A 16151-nucleotide genomic window follows, 5' to 3' on the forward strand; every position below is an offset into this window, starting at 1 on the left:
AATGCAAGCCGTCACGACGTGTGACGGGCCACAGCTGCCGTGGAACCCGCACAGGACAAAGAGATTGCGTCTTCAACCACTGCTAACTGCAGTTACCGCCCTGTCGATCAGAAGGAGGCGCGGATCTCTCCGACGGGCTTCCCGCCACCGAGCAACGGAAGCTCACCGGTCCTGTTCATCGCCGCGACGTCGACGCCGTCCAGCTTGTCGACCCCGGAGCGGCGCAGCGCCTCGGCCATCAACACCGGCCGGACCCGCGGTGCCCCGTCGTCGCACTTCAGTGCGAACGCCTGGCCGTTGGGCAGCGCCACGGCGTAGCAGGACTCGGCTCCGGCCTTGCCGATCGCGCCGGGGATGGCGGTGAAGAGCGCGAGCTCGTCGCGGGTCGAGCCGGAGACGTTCTGAGGGAACTCCCGCATGGCCCGGGCGATCGTCGCCTCAGGACCGGAGGTGGCGAGAGCGAGCGTGCGGAACGCCCGTGCCAGGCCGATCAACGAGGTCGAGAGCAGCGGGGCCCCACACCCGTCGACGGCCACGTGGGCGACCGCCTCACCCGTCAGCTCGGCGAACGTCTCGGCGATCGCGACCTGCAGCGGGTGGTCGACCGCGAGGTACGTCGCGGTGTCCCAGCCGTTGACCACGCAGGTGGCCAGCATCGAGGCGTGCTTGCCGGAGCAGTTCATCAGCACCGGCGCCTTCTCACCGCCGGACCGGATCAGCGCCTCCTTGGTGGCGTCGTCCAGCGGGTAGTCGGGCGGGGTCTGCAGCGCCGACTCGCCGAGCCCGGCGCCGGCGAGGATGCGGCGTACGCCGTCGACGTGGAAGGGCTCGCCCGAGTGGGAGGCGCAGGCCAGCGCGAGCAGGTCCGGCGGAAGGTCGAGACCGGCCCGGACCATGCCGAGCGCCTGGATCGGCTTGTTGCACGAGCGCGGGAAGACCGGCTGGTCCACCATGCCGACCGACCACTCCACCTCGCCGGAGGTGTCGAGTGCGACGACGGAGCCGTAGTGGTGGCCCTCGACCACTCCGGAGCGGACGATCTCGGCGGCGACAACGGGTGCAGACATGAGTCCGACGCTATCGCCCACGCGACGGCGCTGTTACCGCGCCGTCTCCAGGGGCACGATCTCCCCCCGCTGGCCCGGACGGACGGCGCGACACGGCCGACTGACCCGATCACCGTGGTGGACGATCTGCTGCACACAGAACCCGGGTGCCGACGCGTCACCGCGTCCGGGCGTCAGGATCGCGCCACATCCGTCAGCGACACGACCGATCGCGTGCCCCGACCCGGCGCTGCCCGCGGGGATGACACAGGCCTGCGGGTCACCGAGGTCCAGCTGCGCCTCAGGTGCGAGAACCCGCTCGGGGCCCGGGAAAGCCGCCCGGGAGTGGCCCGACGCCACAGGCACGGCGGTTCCGGCCGGGGCGGCGCCGAGCAGCACCAGCGCAAGGAGTGCGCAGACCGCGACGATCCTCAGGTCCATGCGCCGAGTATCCGCCCGAGCAGGTCATCGCGGCAATGAGGCAGGATTGCGCCCGTGTCGACGACTCCGCAGAACAGCCCGGCCCAGCACTGCCCGACCCAGCGCGAGCTGGACGACCTCGAGCTCCTGGTCACGGGGGCCTACTCGCCCCTGACCGGGTTCAACGAACCCGGCTCGCCGGTCAAGCTGCACCTCCCCGAGGGCCTCGGTGACGAGGTGGAGCTGGTCGACCCCGAAGGCCTGCCGCTGGCCACGGTCACCCGTGACGGCAGCGTCACGCACCTGACCCACGCGCAGTACGGCCCGTTCCGTCGGCTCTACCTCTCCCCCGGCGACGTGCGCGAGCAGCACGCCGGCGCCACGTTCGTTCCGGTGACCGACGCACTGACGCAGGCCGAGCTCGACTCGCTGCCGACGGGACGCATCGTCTTCCTGGCGCTGGTCGGCGCGGGCACTCCCGACGACCTGAGCCCGGTCGGGCTGATCCGGGCCACGCTCGCGGCGGCGGCACTGCTGCCGGACGCGGCCGTGGTCGCCGTACCGCTCCCTTCGCACGACGACCCGTCCGCCGACCACCTGCTCGGCACGCAGGTGGTGGCCCACTACGCCGCCGGCGACCCGGTCTTCGCGTTGCCCTCGAATGAGAGTTCGCTGGTAGATGAGGTGGGGAACGAGTCGTCTGCCTCGGTGGTTGAGGAGGCGAGGAACGAGCCGTCTCGAAACCACCCCGCCGAGATCCAGGCCGTCGTGGACTTCGACCGCCCCGCGCCCGACGAGCGCGGGCTCGTGCTCTTCTTCACCGGACTCTCCGGCAGCGGCAAGTCGACCATCGCCCGGGCCCTGCAGGACAAGTTGCTCGAGCAGGGTCGTCGTACGGTCACCTCCCTCGACGGTGACGTCGTACGCCGCAACCTGTCGGCCGGCCTGACCTTCTCCAAGGAGGACCGCGAGACCAACATCCGCCGCATCGGCTGGGTGGGCGCGGAGATCTCCCGCCACGGCGGCGTGGCGATCTGCTCGCCGATCGCGCCGTTCGACGAGACCCGCCAGCAGGTCCGTGCGATGGTCGACGCGGCCGGCGGCCAGTTCTTCCTGGTCCACGTCGCGACCCCGCTCGAGGAGTGCGAACGTCGCGACCGCAAGGGCCTCTACGCCAAGGCGCGCGCGGGCGTGATCCCGGAGTTCACCGGCATCTCCAGCCCGTACGACGAGCCGACCGACGCCGACGTACGCGTCGACACCACCGGCCGCACGATCGAGGAAGCCCTCGACGACGTGCTCGACGCCCTGCGTGAGGCCGGCCTGCTCGACCTCTGATCCGTCGACCCGTCGCCAGTTCGGATCGACCCGTCGCCAGTTCGTGCGATCGGCCGCGAACTGGCGACAGGTCGACGTGAACTCACGACAGGTCGACGTGAACTGGCGACGGGTCGACAGCCTTGCCATTTCGGTTTCGCGGGCATATCGTCAGTTATTGAACAGGTTGTTCGTATCTGAACAGGAGACACCATGCGGGTCGGAATCATCGGTGGCGGGATCGGCGGACTGGCCGCGGCCATCGCACTCGAGCTCAAGGGCGTCGAGACCATCGTGCTCGAGCAGGCTCCCGGGCTCGGCCGGGTGGGCGCCGACATCAACCTGACCCCCAACGCCGTCCGCGCCCTCGACGGACTCGGCGTCGGTGACCGGATCCGCGAGACGGCGGCCCGTCCCACGCACCGGATCAGCCGAACCTGGGACACCGGCGAGGAGACCTCACGGCTCCCGATGTCCGATGCGGCGCAGGAACGGTACGGCGCACCCCAGCTCACGATGCACCGCGCCGACCTGCTCGACGCTCTGACCGCGGCGCTCCCCGCCGACCGGCTGCGGCTGGGCAAGAGGCTGGTGCGCATCGAGGAAGGACCCGACTCGGTGGTGGCCCACCTCGAGGACGGCAGCACCGAGACCGTCGACCTGCTGGTCGGCGCCGACGGCATCCACTCGGTCGTCCGCTCCGCGCTCCTCGGCGAGGAGCACCCCGAGTTCACCGGAGTCGTCGCCTACCGCGCGGTGGTCCCCGTCGAAGCAGTCTCCGCAACCGTGCAGAACCTCGACGCCTTCACCAAGTGGTGGGGTCCCGACGCGGCCACGCAGATCGTCACCTTCCCGCTCAACCAGGGCAAGGACGTCTTCATCTTCGCGACGACCCCGCAGGACTCGTGGCGCGAGGAGTCGTGGACCTGCCCCGGCGACGTGGTCGAGCTGCGGGCGGCGTACGCCGACTTCCACCCCGAGGCCCGCACCCTCCTCGACGCCTGCACCAGCGTGCTGAAGTCGGCGCTCTACGTGCGCGACCCACTGACCCGCTGGAGCACCTCACGCGTCACCCTCCTCGGCGACGCCTGTCACCCGATGATGCCGTTCATGGCGCAGGGAGCCGGCCAGGCGATCGAGGACGCCGTCGTGCTGTCGCGATGCCTGACCGAGCCCGGCGACGACATCCGACCCGGCGCCCAGCGCGACCCGGCTGCGCGACTGCAGCGCTACGAGGGGACCCGCCGCGAGCGCACCGCGCTGATCCAGGTGGGCTCGCGCGAGAACAACTGGCTCAAGGCGGCCGGCAACGGCGACTGGGTCTACGAGTACGACGCGTGGACGGTGCCGCTCGCATGACCGAGCCGAACTCTCCGACCGAGCGCGTCTTCGCGCTGTTGCGTCACGTGTCCGAGGGCGGGTCCACGGCCAACCTCAGCGAGCTCGCTCGCGCCACCGGCATCAACCGGGTCACCGCGATGCGGCTGCTGGAGGACCTCGAGGCGGCCGGCATGCTGGAGCGGCAGGAGAGCGGCGGTCACCGCATCGGGTTGGCCTTCCTCAAGCTCGCCGGGCACTCCCTCGGGTCTGTCGACCTGACCAGCCTCGGGCGTCGTTGCCTGCGGGCCTTGAGCAACCGCCTCCAGCTGACCGCCTACCTCGTGGTGCTCGACGGCAACGAGTGCCTCTACCTGATGCGCTCCGTGCCGGCCACTCCACTGGTGAGCAACATCGCCGTGGGCAGCAGGGTGCCGGCCCACTGGGTGGCACCGGGCCGGGTCCTGCTCGGCGGGCACACCGAGCCCGACCTCCGCGCCCTGCTCGGGACGGAGCCGCTGCCCACGGTGAGTGACCAGACTCCGTCGTCGTACGACGCGCTCACCGCGCTGCTGGCCGAGGAGTCTGCACAGGGCACGGCGTGGAGCTCAGGGGCCTACGAAGCGGGCGTCGATGCCTGCGCCGCCGTGGTCAACGGTCACGACGGCCGACCTGTGGCAGCACTCTCGGTCGCGGGGCCCACCGCGCAGCTCACCGACCGGCGCGACGAGATCGAGCGGGCCGTCGCCGACGAGGCGACCGACCTCTCCACCATGCTCAGCGGCTGAAGACCCGCTCAGGCCCGGCGCCGATGATCCCCTGCGCCTCGACCTCGACGGTCAGGCCGGGCTCCACGAGCGCCGACACCTCGACCAGCGTCGACGTGGGCATCACGCCGGTGAACACCTCGCTGCGCGCCCGCCCGACCAACGCCTTCTCGCCCATATCGGTCAGGTAGACGCGCAGCACGAGGATGTCGTCGACCGCCGCCCCACAACTCTCGGCCAGGACCACGACCCGTCGGAACGCCTCGCGCGCCTGAAGCAGCGTGTCGGCGCCGCCGACGATTCCGTCCGGACCCCCGGCGTGCATCCCCGAGAGGAAGAAGTGCTCGCCGTGCACGCGGGCGTTGCTGAACATGCCCGGCCGCGGAGGCGCCGGAACTCCCGCGGCGTCGGGGCTCACGACGGCACGCCGGAGCGGCTCGCGTCGGAGAGCCGGGCGTCCGACTCCCGGGTCAGCCGCTCACGCACCGGCACGAAGTCGTACGTCGGATAGAAGTCGGTCTCGAAGACGCCCCAGGCCCGACGTTCCAGCTCGACGTTCACCTGGGCCAGGCGACTCGCCGGGAGCCGGAGCGTGACGACCTGCCCGAGGCCCATCGCCACCACCCACGAGACGACCTCGCAGCCCTCCGGCGGGAAGCCGTGCCACCAACCAGCATCGTCCAGCCTGCCCTGCAGCTCCTCGAGGTTCTGGGACTGGTCGTGTCGCAGGACCACGGTGAGCAGCAGCGTCTCGGACGACATCAGCGTGCCGGCGTACCGGCCAGCACGGCGGCCTGGGCGCGCGCGTCGGCACGATAGATCCGCCGGATCCGCGACACCCCGAGGTCGTGCTGGTAGAGGTGCTCCTCGGTGTCGGCGTCGCTCGCCAGCGCCTCGAGGACCTCACGGTCCTGCTCGAGGACCGTCCAGTGCTTCGCCTCGAGCTGGGTGCGGTAGAGGAAGCGCCAGACCTCGCGCTCCCAGCCCTGCACCCGACGGGTGCGCCAGTGGAAGATCGCCGAGTTGTCGGCGTCGATCGGCGTGGCCATGCCGACGATGCCGAACACGCCGCCGGGGCCGGCGTTCGGCGCGTAGGGGATCTCCAGGTCGACGTAGTCCATCGAGCCGCGCACGTATTCGACCCAGTCGAAGTTCACCCCGACCTGGTCGGTCTTCTCGAAGAAGAACCCACGGTCGGTCTCACGGATCCGGAAGCGTGCGGACGTGTCACCACCGAACATCGAGTGCGAGTCGCGGTGCAGGAACGCGCCGTGCATCGGGTCGAGCACGTTGTCCATGTAGAAGCGCCAGGGCCCCGCCCACTCGGCGTAGTTGGGGAACCACGACACCTCGTCGTCGGTGAGCCGGTCGGGCAGGACGAACGGAGTCGGCTCGGAGTCGGCGGTGAGCGGCACGAACGCGAAGATCGTGTCGGCGGCCTCGACGACCTGCAGAGACACCGTCGCCTGCTTGCCCTCCAGTGCGCAGCCGGGCATGCCGGGCACGGAGACGACCGTGCCGGTGCCGTCGACCTGGACGCCGTGGTACTTGCAGGCGACCCGGTCCCCGAGGTGCTGGCCGACCGAGAGCGGTGCACTGCGGTGCGGGCACCTGTCCTCGAGCATGAAGAGCTTGCCCTGGGCGCCGCGGAAGAGCAGCCAGTCGACACCGAGTCGGGTGACCTTGACCATCGCGCCGGGCTTGACCATGTGGGACGGGTAGATCGGGTACCAGCGGTCGCGGAGTCCGGTGGCGGCGAGGTCGCCGGCATCGAGCGGGCGTCGTACGCCGACAGCGCGGCGAGGTGCCGACGCGGTGGTCGTGGGTGCAGCAGTGGTGGTCATGTCAGTCTCCCAGTCGGCGCATCTCGGCGCGGAAGTTGGCTTCGTTCCAGGCGTCGCCCTCGGGGGCGTTGAGCCCCATGGCGTTGAGTCCGGCCAGGAGCCCGTCGAGGTCGTGCACTCCGGTGCCGAAGATCTCCATGAGCGCGCCGGAGAGCTTCTGCTCGTAGGGGCTCAGCGGCTCCGGGTGGGTCTGGTTCTGGACGAGATACTGCTCAGGCATTGATGTCCTCCTGTCGTTGCGGCGCCAGCGCCATGAGGCCCTCGGCGATGATCGTGAAAGAGCTGACCCATTCGTTGAACGAGCTGCCGCGCTCCCGGTGGGCCGGGACCCGGCAGCCGTCGATGATGACGAACACGCCGTTGTCGATGCCGCCGGCGAGCGCCTGGGCGTCGGCTGTGCCGTGGCCCGGGTCAGGGGCCGAGGCGATCACGAGCGTGGGTGCGACGATCGAGCGCAGCAGGTCGGCGCGCTCCGTCTCTGCGCCGGCTGCGTGTGCCAGCTCGGGGTCACCGAGCAGGAGGCTCACGACCAGCTCCGGGTGCCGGGAGGCGAGCACGATCGCGCCGTACGCCGCGGCGCCGGTGGCCAGCACGTGCACGGGACCTTCGCCACGCGAGGTCACCGCGGTGACCGCTCCCTCGACCCAGCGGTCGACGGAGCCCGGGTCGGTGGCGTCGAGGGCGAGGTCGCCCGGAGTCTCCCAGGCGATCACGTCGAGATCCTCGTGCTGCTGGTCGAACCAGTCGGCGGCGCCGGGTGTCGGGTGCAGGCACACGATCGGCCGCACCGCCGTGCGCTCGGCCTCGAGGAGACCTGCCACAGGATCTGTCATCGGACTCACCCCTCCTTCGTGGGCACGTGGACGGGTGGCACGAAGGCGCCCGGCTTCGGTTCGACGGCAGCCACGTCGACCTCGACGATCACCGGGCCACGGACGGCGAGGGCGTCGCGGAAGGCGCCCTCGAACTCCCCGGGCCCCTGGACGAGGTGGTACGGCATCGCCAGCGAGGCGGCCAACAGGGCGAAGTCGGGGGTGAAGAGGTCGACGCCGGCCTCGTCGAAGCCGTTGGCGCGCTGCATGTTGCGCAGCACGCCGTACCCGCCGTCGTTGAAGACGACCACGACACACCAGGCGCGGGAGCCGGCCAGCGAGGCCAGCTCACCCAGGTGGACGGCGAGCCCGCCGTCGCCGGCCATCACGACCGTGGGTACGTCGGTGCGCGCCGAGGCCGCACCCAGTCCCATCGCCAGGCCCTGGCCGATCCCGCCACCGAGCGGGAAGATGTTGGTCTCACGGGAGTAGAGCTCGAGCAGCCGGTTGCCCCATTGGCTCGACGGAATGGTGACGTCGCGGGCCACGACCGACTCGCGGGGCAGCATCGCCCGCATCGTCGAGCAGATCTCCGCGTAGCCACCGATGTAGTCGGTGAGCGTCCTGCGCGCATCGGCCCGCACCGTGCGTACGGCGTGGGTCCAGGTGGACTCCACCGACGTGTCGACGAGGGCCTCGTTGATCGCGGCCAGGGTGGCCGCCGCGTCCCCGGTGACGCCCACGTCCGCGGGGTGCACCCGGCCGATCGCCGCGGGGTCCACGTCGATCTGGATGTGCGGGGTCGGCAACGGCAGGTGATAGCTCTTGGTCTCGTTGGACCGGAAGTGCGACCCGACGCTGAGCAGCAGGTCGGCCCGCTCGAGGAGGCGCGCCACCTGCGGGGTGGAGGCGAAGTTCCCGATCACCAGGTCGTCGTCCTCCGGGACGATCGCCCGGCCCGAGTTGCTGGTCAGCAGCCCGGCCCCGAGGGTGTGCAGCAGCTCGGTGAGCTCGGCCCGGGCACCGGCCGCTCCGCCGCCGACCCAGATCAGGGGCCGCTTGGCCGTGGACAGCAGGCGCACCGCCTCGGCCACGTCGGTCGGTTCGGGGGCGACGGTCGCGTCGACGACGGACTCGAAGGGCAGCTGCTCGTCGGGGCGTGCGAGGTACTGAAGATCGCTGGGCCACTCGACACTCGCGGGACCCTGGGGTGCGGACAGGATTCGGGCCACCGCCTGCTCCAGGTCGGCCTCGACGCTCTTCGCGTCGGTGATCGTGTGGGCATGCTTGGAGATCGCGTCGAGCATCTGCAGCTGGCGCGGCACCTCATGGATGACGCCGCGTCCCGAACCGAGGTGCTCGGTCTCGATCTGGCCGGTCACGTGCAGGACCCGGCTGCCCGCGGTGAGGGCCTCCAGCATGGAGCCGGCTGCGTTGCCGGCACCGGTGCCGGTGCTGGTCAGGGCGACGCCGATCTTGCCCGAGGCACGGGCGTAGCCGTCGGCGGCGTTGACCGCGGCGGCCTCGTGCCGGACCTCGACGAAGGTGAGCTCGCGGGCCACCGCCTCGACCAGGGGCAGGTTGTGGATGCTGATCACGCCGAACGCGGTGTCGATGCCGTGACGGCGCATGACCTGCACCAGCACGTCGCCGCCGGTGGGCTCACGAGCAGGCAGCTGGCCGGCGGGTCGGCCGGTGGGGTGGGGCGTCTTGTCGTTGCTCATCTTCGAGTCCTTTGTCCTTGCCTGGTCAGACGTAGCGGCCGACGCCGCCGCCGACGTCGATGGAGGCACCGGTGGTGTAGCCACTGAGCGGTGAGAGCAGGGTGACGATCTGGAAGGCGACCTCGTCGGCCGTGCCGAAGCGGCCCAGCCCGATGCCGCGCCCCGCGGCGATCTCCGCGCTCCAGGCGTCGTAGTCGAGGTCGGTGTCTGCGGCCTCGAAGCGCCGACGCCACTGGCCGGTGTCGACCAGGCCGAGCAGGACCGAGTTGACCCGGGTGCCCTCGGCGGCCAGCTCGGTGGCCATCGAGTGGGTGAGGTTGAGCAGGGCGGCCCTCGCGGCGGAGGTGACCGCCAGACGACCCTCGGGCTGGCGGGAGAGGATCGCGTTGACGTTGACCACAGCACCGCCGTCCGACTTCGCCAGCGCTGAGCGCGCACCCCGGACCAGGTTCCACGAGCCGAAGATCTTGAGCTCGAGCTCTTCGCGGATCTGGTCGTCCTCGGTCTCGCCGAGCCGCGCCATCAGCGAGCGTCCGGCGTTGCAGACGAGGGCGTCGACACCGCCGAAGGCGCCGACGGTGCTGGCGACGAAGTCCTCCGCGGCCGCTCGGTCGGTGACGTCGCACGAGGCGAGGTGGACCCGGTCGGGATCGGCCCCCAGGCCGCCCACCGCGTCCTCGAGCCGGCCGAGGTCGCGGGCGCATCCGGCCACCCGGGCTCCCTCCTGCAGGAGGAGGCGCACCGTGGCGAGCCCGACGCCGGAACTGGCGCCGGAGACGATCACGGTGCGATCTGCGAGCTTGAGGTCCATGTGGGTCTCCTGGATCTGGATGGTCAGGTGTTCATGACGAAGCCGCCGTCGACGACCAGCGTCGAGCCGGTGACGAAGCCGGCGTCGTCGGAGAGCAGGAACGCCACCGCACCGGCCACGTCCTGCGGGGTCTGCTCGCGGTCGAGCACCTGGTGGTCGGCGTACAGCTGGTAGCGGGAGGCCGGCACGGTCTCGGTGGCCTCGACCCGGGTGAGGCCGGGCGCCACGGCATTGACGCGTACGCCGTGCTGCCCGGCGTCGCGGGCCATCGACCGGGTCATCGCGAGGACGGCCCCCTTGGAGCCGACGTAGTGGACGAGCCGCGGCGAGCCGTAGAACGCCGCGTCGGAGGCGATGTTGACGATGGCGCCGTTGCCGGTGGCCGCGAGCTGGCCGAAGAGGTGCTTGCTGACCAGCCAGGTGCCGTAGGCGTTGACGTTCATCACCCGCGAGAAGGCTGCTTCGTCGAGCTCCCAGAAGGTGTCGCCGCCGACGCCGTCGGCCAGGGCCGCGTTGTTGACCAGCCGGCTCGCTCCGCCCAGGGACGCGGCGTGCTCGGCGAGCGCCGCGACCGAGTCCTTGTCGGAGATGTCGGTGACCACGGCGTGCGCGTCGACGCCCTGGTCCCTCAGCTGCTTCTCGGCCTTCTCGGCGAGCTCGGGGCGCAGCTCGGCGACGATGATCCGGTCACCGTCGGCGCCGAGTCTCTCGGCGATCGCGAAGCCGAGCCCGCGACCCGCTCCGGTGACCACAGTGAGACTGCTCATGCGGGAACCCCTGCCCAGAAGGCGATCAGGAGGTCGGCGATCTGCTGCGGCTTCTCCTGCAGTGCCGCGTGCCCGGCGCCGGGGATGACCTCCAGCCGGGCGTCGGCGATGCGGTCGGAGAGGAGCTGCGACTCGGGGACACCGGTGACCACGTCGTCGGCGCCGACCACGACCAGGGTGGGAGTGGTCAGGTGGGCGAGTACGTCGCCCAGGTCGGTGGCGGCCATGTGCTCCGCCGCCGCCGCGTAGCCGGGCACGCGCACCCGCGCCATGCCTGCCTCGACGGCCGAGGCGACGTCCGGTTTACAGGACGGAGCGACCAGGCGCGGCGCGCGGGCCGCGGCGAAGTCGCGTGCCCCGAGACGGGCGAGGTCGTCGACCCGGGCCCGCATGGACGCGGCACGCTCGGGAGTGACCGCGGAGCCGCGGGTGCTGTCGGCGAGGACCAGCGAACGCACCAGGTCGGGACGCGCGAGTGCCACCTGTACGGCGATCACCCCGCCCCACGAGGTGCCGAACAGATGGGCCGGCGCGTCGACGCACTCCTCGAGGAGTGCGATCGCCTCGGCCACGTGGTCGACCTGCGCGCCCTCCGCGGGGTCGGCGGAGTCGCCGTACCCGGGGGCGTCCCAGCACAGGGTGCGGTGTCCGTCGAGCTGCTCGGCCAGCGGGCCGCAGGACTCTGCGTGCCCGCCGATGCCGTGCAGGAGCAGCACGGGATCGCCGCTGCCGCGCACGTCGACGGACACACCGCGGGTGGTGCGGATCCGTTGGAGGGCGGGGAGGACGGTCATCGCCTGGTCACTCCCCGGAGAGGAAGTAGTCGGCGACGCCCGGGACGACGCGGTCCCGGTGCCCGAGGTCCGCGACACCGGCCATCGCCGAGCGCACGGCGGCGGTCGGCGGACCGGCGGTCCCCCACTGGTCGGACAGCTCGGGCGTGCGCTGCCAGGTGCGGCAGAGCCAGGCGTCCTCGTCGATCTGCGCCACCTCGGAGGTGTACTCGCAGACCAGTCCGGCCGGGTCGGTGAAGTAGGAGAACGTGTTGTCGCCCGGACCGTGGCGGCCGGGACCCCACTGGGGCGCGATGCCGTGGTGCTTGAGGCTGCCGATGCCGCGCATGAAGTGGTCGATGCTCTGCATCTCGTAGGCCACGTGGTTGACCGACGTCCACGGCGCCTGGTTCAGCGCGATGACGTGGTGGTCGGAGTTGCAGCGCAGGAACGTCATCTGGTGCTCGGACCAGTCGGAGATGCGCATGCCGAGCACCTGGGTGTAGAAGTCGGCGGCCCGGTCGATGTCGACGGTGTTGAGCACGACGTGGGCGATCTTGCGGGGCACGGCGCGCCGTCCGGCCGGCTCCTGGGCGACGACGGCGTGGGTGTCGGTGGAGAGCTCGACGCAGCGTCCTTCGGGGTCGACGAGCTGGAGGCCGTAGCCGCCCCCGGCGTCGTCACTGAGCAGGCCGGGCTCGCGCAGCAGCGGGATGCCGAGCTTCTGGAGCGCACGCGCGGCCTCGTCGACCTCGACGCGGGAGCCGAGGGCGAAGCTGATCTTGCCGAGGGCGTTGACGTCGTGCTGCTCGAGCCGGAGCACGTGGTGCTCGCTGCCGGTGGCGCGCAGCCAGAAGGTCGAGCGGTCCTCGTCGACGGTGCTGAGTCCCCAGGCCTCGTGGTAGAAGTCCTTCGACTGCACCGGGTCCGGCACTCGGAGGGTGATCGAGCGCAGTGATCTCATGCGGCACACGGGGGTGTCGGCGTAATGCATGGTCGTGTCCTTCCTTCGTCACTTCCCGGACCAGCATGGTGGATCCGGTGCGGGCTGCCCATGGGATCGGGCCGCACAGGGGTTCGGGTCAGAGGTCGAGCACCAGCTCCGCGGACCGGCACCGGGAGACGCACACGAACATCGACTTCCCGCTGGCCTGCTCCTCGGCGCTGAGGAGGAAGTCGCGGTGGTCGATCTCGCCTTTCACGACACCGGTCTCGCAGGTGCCGCAGATGCCCTCGGTGCACGAGCTCTCGACCGGGATGCCGGCGTCGCACAGCGCAGCGAGGACCGAGGTGTCCGGTCCCACCGGGATGCGCTGGCCGGTGCTGTCGATGACCACGTCGAAGGCGACGTCCTCGCCCGCGACGACGACCGGCTCGGGAGCCTTGAAGCGTTCGATCCGGAGTCGAGAGCTGTCGGGCAACGCCTCGGCGCAGGCCTGCATCAGCGCCTCGGGGCCACAGCAGTACGCCGTCGCGGTCGCGTCGAGGTCGCCGAGCAGGGCGACCAGGTCGGGGAAGCTGCCGTTCGCCTCGTCGTCGGCGTGCACCGTGACGCGGTCCGCGGGCAGTGCCGCGACCTCGTCGAGGAACGCCATCGTCGAGCGCGAGCGGCCGGTGTAGAGCAGGTGCCAGTCCGCGCCCTCGTCGTGCAGTCGCCGGACCATCGCGATGATCGGCGTGATGCCGACCCCTCCGGCCACGAGGACGTGCCGGCTGGCGTCGCCGTCGAGCGAGAAGTTGTCGCGTGGTCCCTCGACGGTGATCACCTGCCCGACCGGCAGCGCTTCGTGCACCAGGCGGCTGCCGCCCCGGGAGTCGGGCGTCTTCAGCACCGCCACCTTCCACTGCGAGCGGTCCGCCGGGTCCGAGCACAGGGAGTACTCACGGACGAGGTTGTCGGAGAGCCGCAGCGCCAGGTGTGAGCCGGGCGTCCAGGCGGGCAGCTCGGCGCCCGCCGGGTCGACCAGCGTGACACTGGTGACGCCGTCGGCCTCCCACGTCTTCTGCTGGACGCGCAGTGCGCGTGCCGTGTTCTCGTCCATGAGTTGCTCCTGTGTCCGGGTCGGGCGTCAGCGCGTGACGCCGTACATCTCCGAGGTCTTGGGGTACGTCGGCAGCTGCGGCTTCTGGGTGCCGATGACCACGCAGAACAGGGCATCGGTGTCGCCCACGTTCGTCAGGCTGCGCGGCACGCCGGCCGGGACCCGGATCAGGTCGCGGTAGCCGAGCTTGCGGACCGCCGTCTTGGTGCCGTCCTCGACGTCGTGCACGGCCACCTCGAGCTCGCCCTCGAGCACGAAGAAGACCTCTTCGACGTCGTGGTGGGTGTGCTCCGGGCCGACTGCCCCGACGGGAAGGCGCATGTTGGAGAACGTGAAGTGCTCCGACGGCAGCGAGCGGCTGTCGTCGTCGTGGTTGCCGGTCGCACCGGAGCCGATGTAACGGATCTGGGCCCGCTTGAAGCGGTCGCCGCCGGCAGCCGCCTGGAAGCCCAGGGTGTCCCAGTCCTCGTGGCGGGTCTCGCGCGAGGCGATGCAGGAGTCGATGAGCTCCTCGAGGTCGACGGCGCTCTGCGGTTCAGCCTGCTGGGTCTCGGTGCTGGTCATCTTTTCTTCCTTCCTGTGGGGTGCTGCAAACCGGCGTACGCCGGGGGTCGGCATGGGTGGGTCACGCCCGGCGGGCGATGGCCTCGATCTCGACGGTGGCGCCGTAGGGCAGGGCTGCCACCTGGACGAACGACCGCGCGGGACGCGGCTCGGCGAAGATCTCCTGGTAGTGCGCGTTGGCCTCGTCGCGCAGGGAGACGTCGGTGACGAAGTAGGTCGTCTTCACGACGTCGGACAGCTGCATGTCCACGGTGGCCAGGCGCTCGGTCAGGCGGGCCACGGCGGCTTCGAGCGCCTCACGACGACCGGGTACGGCGACACCGTGCCCGTCGACGGACAGGGCGCCCGAGACGAAGCCGAAGCCGGCGCTCTCGAAGGCGGGACTGTAGGGATGGGCGGTGGTGGTCATGACTCCTCCTGGGGAGTGGCCCACGGGAGCGCGTGCCCCGACAGGTCGACGTAGATGCTCTTCTGGTTCATGTAGGAACGGATGCCGTCACGGCCCTTCTCGGTGCCGATCCCGCTGTCCTTCAGCCCGCTGAAGGGCGTGGAGATGCTGAACTGCTTGTAGGTGTTCATCCAGACGGTGCCGGCGCGAATCGCCTGCGCCGCGCGCCAGCCCTTGACGAAGTCGCGGGTCCAGATGCCGCAGGCCAGGCCGAAGACGGTGTCGTTGGCCTGGGCCACGAGGTCGTCCTCGTCGTCGAACGACAGGACGACGGCGACCGGCCCGAACACCTCCTCCTGGCAGATGGTGGCGGCGTTGTCGACGCCGGTCAGGACGGTGGGGAGGTAGTAGGCACCCGACTGGAGCGCGGGGTCGTCGGGGATGCCGGCGCCGCACAGCACCTGCGCCCCCTGCTCGACCGCTGCGTCGACCATCGCGGCGACACCGTCGCGGTGGGAGTGGGTCACCATCGGGCCGACCTGGGTGCGCGGGTCGTCGCCCGGCCCCACGTGCAGCTGCCGGGCACCGGCCACGAGGCGGTCGACGAACTCGTCGTGGATGCTGGAGTGCACGAAGATGCGCGACCCGGCGATGCAGCTCTGCCCGGACGAGGAGAAGACGCCGAAGAGCACGCCGGCGACGGCCTGGTCGAGGTCGGCGTCGCTGAACACGATCGTGGGCGACTTGCCGCCGAGCTCGAGGGTGATCGGCATCAGCTTGTCCGCGGCCACGTGCGCCAGGTGGCGTCCGGTGGTCGTGCCGCCGGTGAACGAGACCTTGCTGACCTGCGGGTGGGCGACCAGGGCCTCGCCGACGGTGCGGCCGGGGCCGGGGAGCACCGAGAGGAGTCCGGTCGGCAGGCCGGCGTCCTCACACAGGCGGGCCAGGAGCAGGGTCACCCAGGGCGCCCACACCGGGGGCTTGGACACGACGGCGTTGCCGGCGGCCAGGGCCGGGGCGATCTTCTGGGCGTCCGAGGCGATCGGCGAGTTCCACGGGGTGATCGCTCCGACCACGCCCATCGGCTCGTACGTCGCCAGCGTGAGGAAGTTGCCACGGGCGGGCGTCATCGCGCCCTCCATGGTCTCCAGCGCGGCCGCCATGAACCGGAAGGTGCCGGCCGCGCTGCGGGCCAGGGCCCGGGTCTCGGTGAGGGTCTTGCCGGTGTCGAGGGTCTGCAGGGCGCCGATGCGGTCGACGTTGGCCTCGAGCGCGTTGCCGATGCGATGCAGCACCGCGGCCCGCTCGTGGGGCAGCCACGTGGCCCAGCCGGAACCGGCAGCGGCGCGGAGGCCGGCGTCGACGGCGAGGTCGACGTCGTCGACGACCGCCCCGTGCAGCTGGGCGAACACCTTGCCGTCCGCGGGGTTGACCGACTCGATCAAGGTTCCGCGTCCGCGGGTCCAGCGGCCGCCGACAAAGATCTCGTCCGGGGTGTCGGCCTCGGGTACGGCCACGCCGGTCCCCTCGCTTCGCACGTTCATCGAGTCCTCATCCAT

The 16151-nt window shown here is 71.1% G+C and carries 19 protein-coding genes; 3 read left to right on the top strand and 16 right to left on the bottom strand.

From position 1 onward, the window contains the following. Positions 1-107 precede the first annotated feature (107 nt). A complete protein-coding gene (locus tag ASH02_RS14450; protein ID WP_057294977.1) occupies positions 108-1067 on the bottom strand; it encodes an asparaginase in 960 nt (319 codons plus the stop codon). 33 nt (positions 1068-1100) lie between these two features. Next, positions 1101-1487 carry a hypothetical protein gene (locus tag ASH02_RS14455; RefSeq protein ID WP_057294978.1) on the bottom strand — a complete coding sequence of 129 codons (387 nt, stop codon included), beginning with the start codon at positions 1485-1487 and terminating at the stop codon, positions 1101-1103. A 54-nt stretch (positions 1488-1541) separates the two neighbouring features. Here ASH02_RS14455 and cysC point away from each other — a divergent pair, with 54 nt between their 5' ends. The 3 genes from cysC (at position 1542) to ASH02_RS14470 (ending at position 4888) form a co-directional block, all read left to right on the top strand. Continuing rightward, entirely contained in the window at positions 1542-2804 is a 1263-nt protein-coding gene (gene cysC / locus ASH02_RS14460; protein WP_057294979.1) for an adenylyl-sulfate kinase, read from the top strand. A gap of 192 nt (positions 2805-2996) precedes the next feature. Beyond that, entirely contained in the window at positions 2997-4142 is a 1146-nt protein-coding gene (locus tag ASH02_RS14465; protein ID WP_056687967.1) for an FAD-dependent monooxygenase, read from the top strand. Continuing rightward, on the top strand, positions 4139-4888 hold the full coding sequence (locus tag ASH02_RS14470; RefSeq protein ID WP_056688264.1) for an IclR family transcriptional regulator: 750 nt from the start codon (positions 4139-4141) through the stop codon (positions 4886-4888). The genes ASH02_RS14465 and ASH02_RS14470 overlap by 4 nt, the downstream gene beginning before the upstream one ends. Here the strand turns inward: ASH02_RS14470 and ASH02_RS14475 are convergent. The 14 genes from ASH02_RS14475 to ASH02_RS14540 all read right to left on the bottom strand — a co-directional run bounded on the left by ASH02_RS14475 (position 4878) and on the right by ASH02_RS14540 (position 16136). After that, a complete protein-coding gene (locus ASH02_RS14475) occupies positions 4878-5285 on the bottom strand; it encodes a RidA family protein (protein ID WP_200951236.1) in 408 nt (135 codons plus the stop codon). The two genes, ASH02_RS14470 and ASH02_RS14475, sit on opposite strands and share 11 nt — an antisense overlap. Further along, the gene (locus ASH02_RS14480; protein WP_056687962.1) at positions 5282-5629 is read right to left on the bottom strand and encodes a hypothetical protein; all 348 of its coding nucleotides are present in this window, start codon (positions 5627-5629) and stop codon (positions 5282-5284) included. The genes ASH02_RS14475 and ASH02_RS14480 overlap by 4 nt, the downstream gene beginning before the upstream one ends. After that, positions 5629-6711 carry a Rieske 2Fe-2S domain-containing protein gene (locus tag ASH02_RS14485; protein WP_056687959.1) on the bottom strand — a complete coding sequence of 361 codons (1083 nt, stop codon included), beginning with the start codon at positions 6709-6711 and terminating at the stop codon, positions 5629-5631. The genes ASH02_RS14480 and ASH02_RS14485 overlap by 1 nt, the downstream gene beginning before the upstream one ends. A 1-nt stretch (position 6712) precedes the next feature. Then, positions 6713-6931 (bottom strand): recombinase-like helix-turn-helix domain-containing protein, encoded by a 219-nt coding sequence (locus ASH02_RS14490; RefSeq protein ID WP_056687956.1) that lies wholly within the window; start codon positions 6929-6931, stop codon positions 6713-6715. Beyond that, entirely contained in the window at positions 6924-7544 is a 621-nt protein-coding gene (locus ASH02_RS14495) for an alpha/beta fold hydrolase (RefSeq protein WP_200951235.1), read from the bottom strand. The genes ASH02_RS14490 and ASH02_RS14495 overlap by 8 nt, the downstream gene beginning before the upstream one ends. Before the next feature lie 5 nt (positions 7545-7549). Beyond that, positions 7550-9247, bottom strand: coding sequence for a thiamine pyrophosphate-binding protein (locus ASH02_RS14500; protein WP_056687953.1), 1698 nt, complete (start codon positions 9245-9247; stop codon positions 7550-7552). Between the two features lie 25 nt (positions 9248-9272). Then, complete coding sequence (locus ASH02_RS14505) at positions 9273-10058, bottom strand: SDR family oxidoreductase (RefSeq protein ID WP_057294980.1); 786 nt, start codon at positions 10056-10058, stop codon at positions 9273-9275. Between the two features lie 23 nt (positions 10059-10081). After that, positions 10082-10825, bottom strand: coding sequence for an SDR family oxidoreductase (locus ASH02_RS14510; RefSeq protein WP_057294981.1), 744 nt, complete (start codon positions 10823-10825; stop codon positions 10082-10084). After that, positions 10822-11619: an alpha/beta fold hydrolase gene (locus tag ASH02_RS14515; protein ID WP_056687944.1), complete on the bottom strand. Its 798-nt coding sequence runs from the start codon at positions 11617-11619 to the stop codon at positions 10822-10824. Before ASH02_RS14515 ends, ASH02_RS14510 begins: the two co-directional genes overlap by 4 nt. 7 nt (positions 11620-11626) lie before the next feature. Continuing rightward, the gene (locus ASH02_RS14520) at positions 11627-12592 is read right to left on the bottom strand and encodes a VOC family protein (RefSeq protein WP_057294982.1); all 966 of its coding nucleotides are present in this window, start codon (positions 12590-12592) and stop codon (positions 11627-11629) included. 88 nt (positions 12593-12680) lie between these two features. Continuing rightward, entirely contained in the window at positions 12681-13640 is a 960-nt protein-coding gene (locus ASH02_RS14525) for a PDR/VanB family oxidoreductase (protein ID WP_057294983.1), read from the bottom strand. Positions 13641-13667: 27 nt separating this feature from the next. Beyond that, on the bottom strand, positions 13668-14204 hold the full coding sequence (locus tag ASH02_RS14530; RefSeq protein ID WP_056890157.1) for a cupin domain-containing protein: 537 nt from the start codon (positions 14202-14204) through the stop codon (positions 13668-13670). Positions 14205-14265: 61 nt separating this feature from the next. Continuing rightward, a complete protein-coding gene (locus ASH02_RS14535) occupies positions 14266-14613 on the bottom strand; it encodes a RidA family protein (protein WP_056687930.1) in 348 nt (115 codons plus the stop codon). Continuing rightward, a complete protein-coding gene (locus tag ASH02_RS14540; protein ID WP_057294984.1) occupies positions 14610-16136 on the bottom strand; it encodes an aldehyde dehydrogenase in 1527 nt (508 codons plus the stop codon). The genes ASH02_RS14535 and ASH02_RS14540 overlap by 4 nt, the downstream gene beginning before the upstream one ends. Positions 16137-16151 lie beyond the last annotated feature (15 nt).

The sequence above is a fragment of the Nocardioides sp. Soil796 genome, from assembly GCF_001429525.1.
In the GTDB taxonomy this organism is placed as follows: domain Bacteria; phylum Actinomycetota; class Actinomycetes; order Propionibacteriales; family Nocardioidaceae; genus Nocardioides.

What these genes read in the sequence shown, in the direction of transcription:
- ASH02_RS14535 (WP_056687930.1), bottom strand. Translation starts at nt 14,613, where the DNA reads ATGACCACCACCGCCCATCCCTACAGTCCCGCCTTCGAGAGCGCCGGC.
- ASH02_RS14500 (WP_056687953.1), bottom strand. Translation starts at nt 9,247, where the DNA reads ATGAGCAACGACAAGACGCCCCACCCCACCGGCCGACCCGCCGGCCAG.
- ASH02_RS14530 (WP_056890157.1), bottom strand. Translation starts at nt 14,204, where the DNA reads ATGACCAGCACCGAGACCCAGCAGGCTGAACCGCAGAGCGCCGTCGAC.
- ASH02_RS14515 (WP_056687944.1), bottom strand. Translation starts at nt 11,619, where the DNA reads ATGACCGTCCTCCCCGCCCTCCAACGGATCCGCACCACCCGCGGTGTG.
- ASH02_RS14540 (WP_057294984.1), bottom strand. Translation starts at nt 16,136, where the DNA reads ATGAACGTGCGAAGCGAGGGGACCGGCGTGGCCGTACCCGAGGCCGAC.
- ASH02_RS14520 (WP_057294982.1), bottom strand. Translation starts at nt 12,592, where the DNA reads ATGCATTACGCCGACACCCCCGTGTGCCGCATGAGATCACTGCGCTCG.
- ASH02_RS14505 (WP_057294980.1), bottom strand. Translation starts at nt 10,058, where the DNA reads ATGGACCTCAAGCTCGCAGATCGCACCGTGATCGTCTCCGGCGCCAGT.
- ASH02_RS14485 (WP_056687959.1), bottom strand. Translation starts at nt 6,711, where the DNA reads ATGACCACCACTGCTGCACCCACGACCACCGCGTCGGCACCTCGCCGC.
- ASH02_RS14470 (WP_056688264.1), top strand. Translation starts at nt 4,139, where the DNA reads ATGACCGAGCCGAACTCTCCGACCGAGCGCGTCTTCGCGCTGTTGCGT.
- ASH02_RS14455 (WP_057294978.1), bottom strand. Translation starts at nt 1,487, where the DNA reads ATGGACCTGAGGATCGTCGCGGTCTGCGCACTCCTTGCGCTGGTGCTG.
- ASH02_RS14495 (WP_200951235.1), bottom strand. Translation starts at nt 7,544, where the DNA reads ATGACAGATCCTGTGGCAGGTCTCCTCGAGGCCGAGCGCACGGCGGTG.
- ASH02_RS14480 (WP_056687962.1), bottom strand. Translation starts at nt 5,629, where the DNA reads ATGTCGTCCGAGACGCTGCTGCTCACCGTGGTCCTGCGACACGACCAG.
- ASH02_RS14450 (WP_057294977.1), bottom strand. Translation starts at nt 1,067, where the DNA reads ATGTCTGCACCCGTTGTCGCCGCCGAGATCGTCCGCTCCGGAGTGGTC.
- ASH02_RS14525 (WP_057294983.1), bottom strand. Translation starts at nt 13,640, where the DNA reads ATGGACGAGAACACGGCACGCGCACTGCGCGTCCAGCAGAAGACGTGG.
- ASH02_RS14510 (WP_057294981.1), bottom strand. Translation starts at nt 10,825, where the DNA reads ATGAGCAGTCTCACTGTGGTCACCGGAGCGGGTCGCGGGCTCGGCTTC.
- ASH02_RS14490 (WP_056687956.1), bottom strand. Translation starts at nt 6,931, where the DNA reads ATGCCTGAGCAGTATCTCGTCCAGAACCAGACCCACCCGGAGCCGCTG.
- ASH02_RS14465 (WP_056687967.1), top strand. Translation starts at nt 2,997, where the DNA reads ATGCGGGTCGGAATCATCGGTGGCGGGATCGGCGGACTGGCCGCGGCC.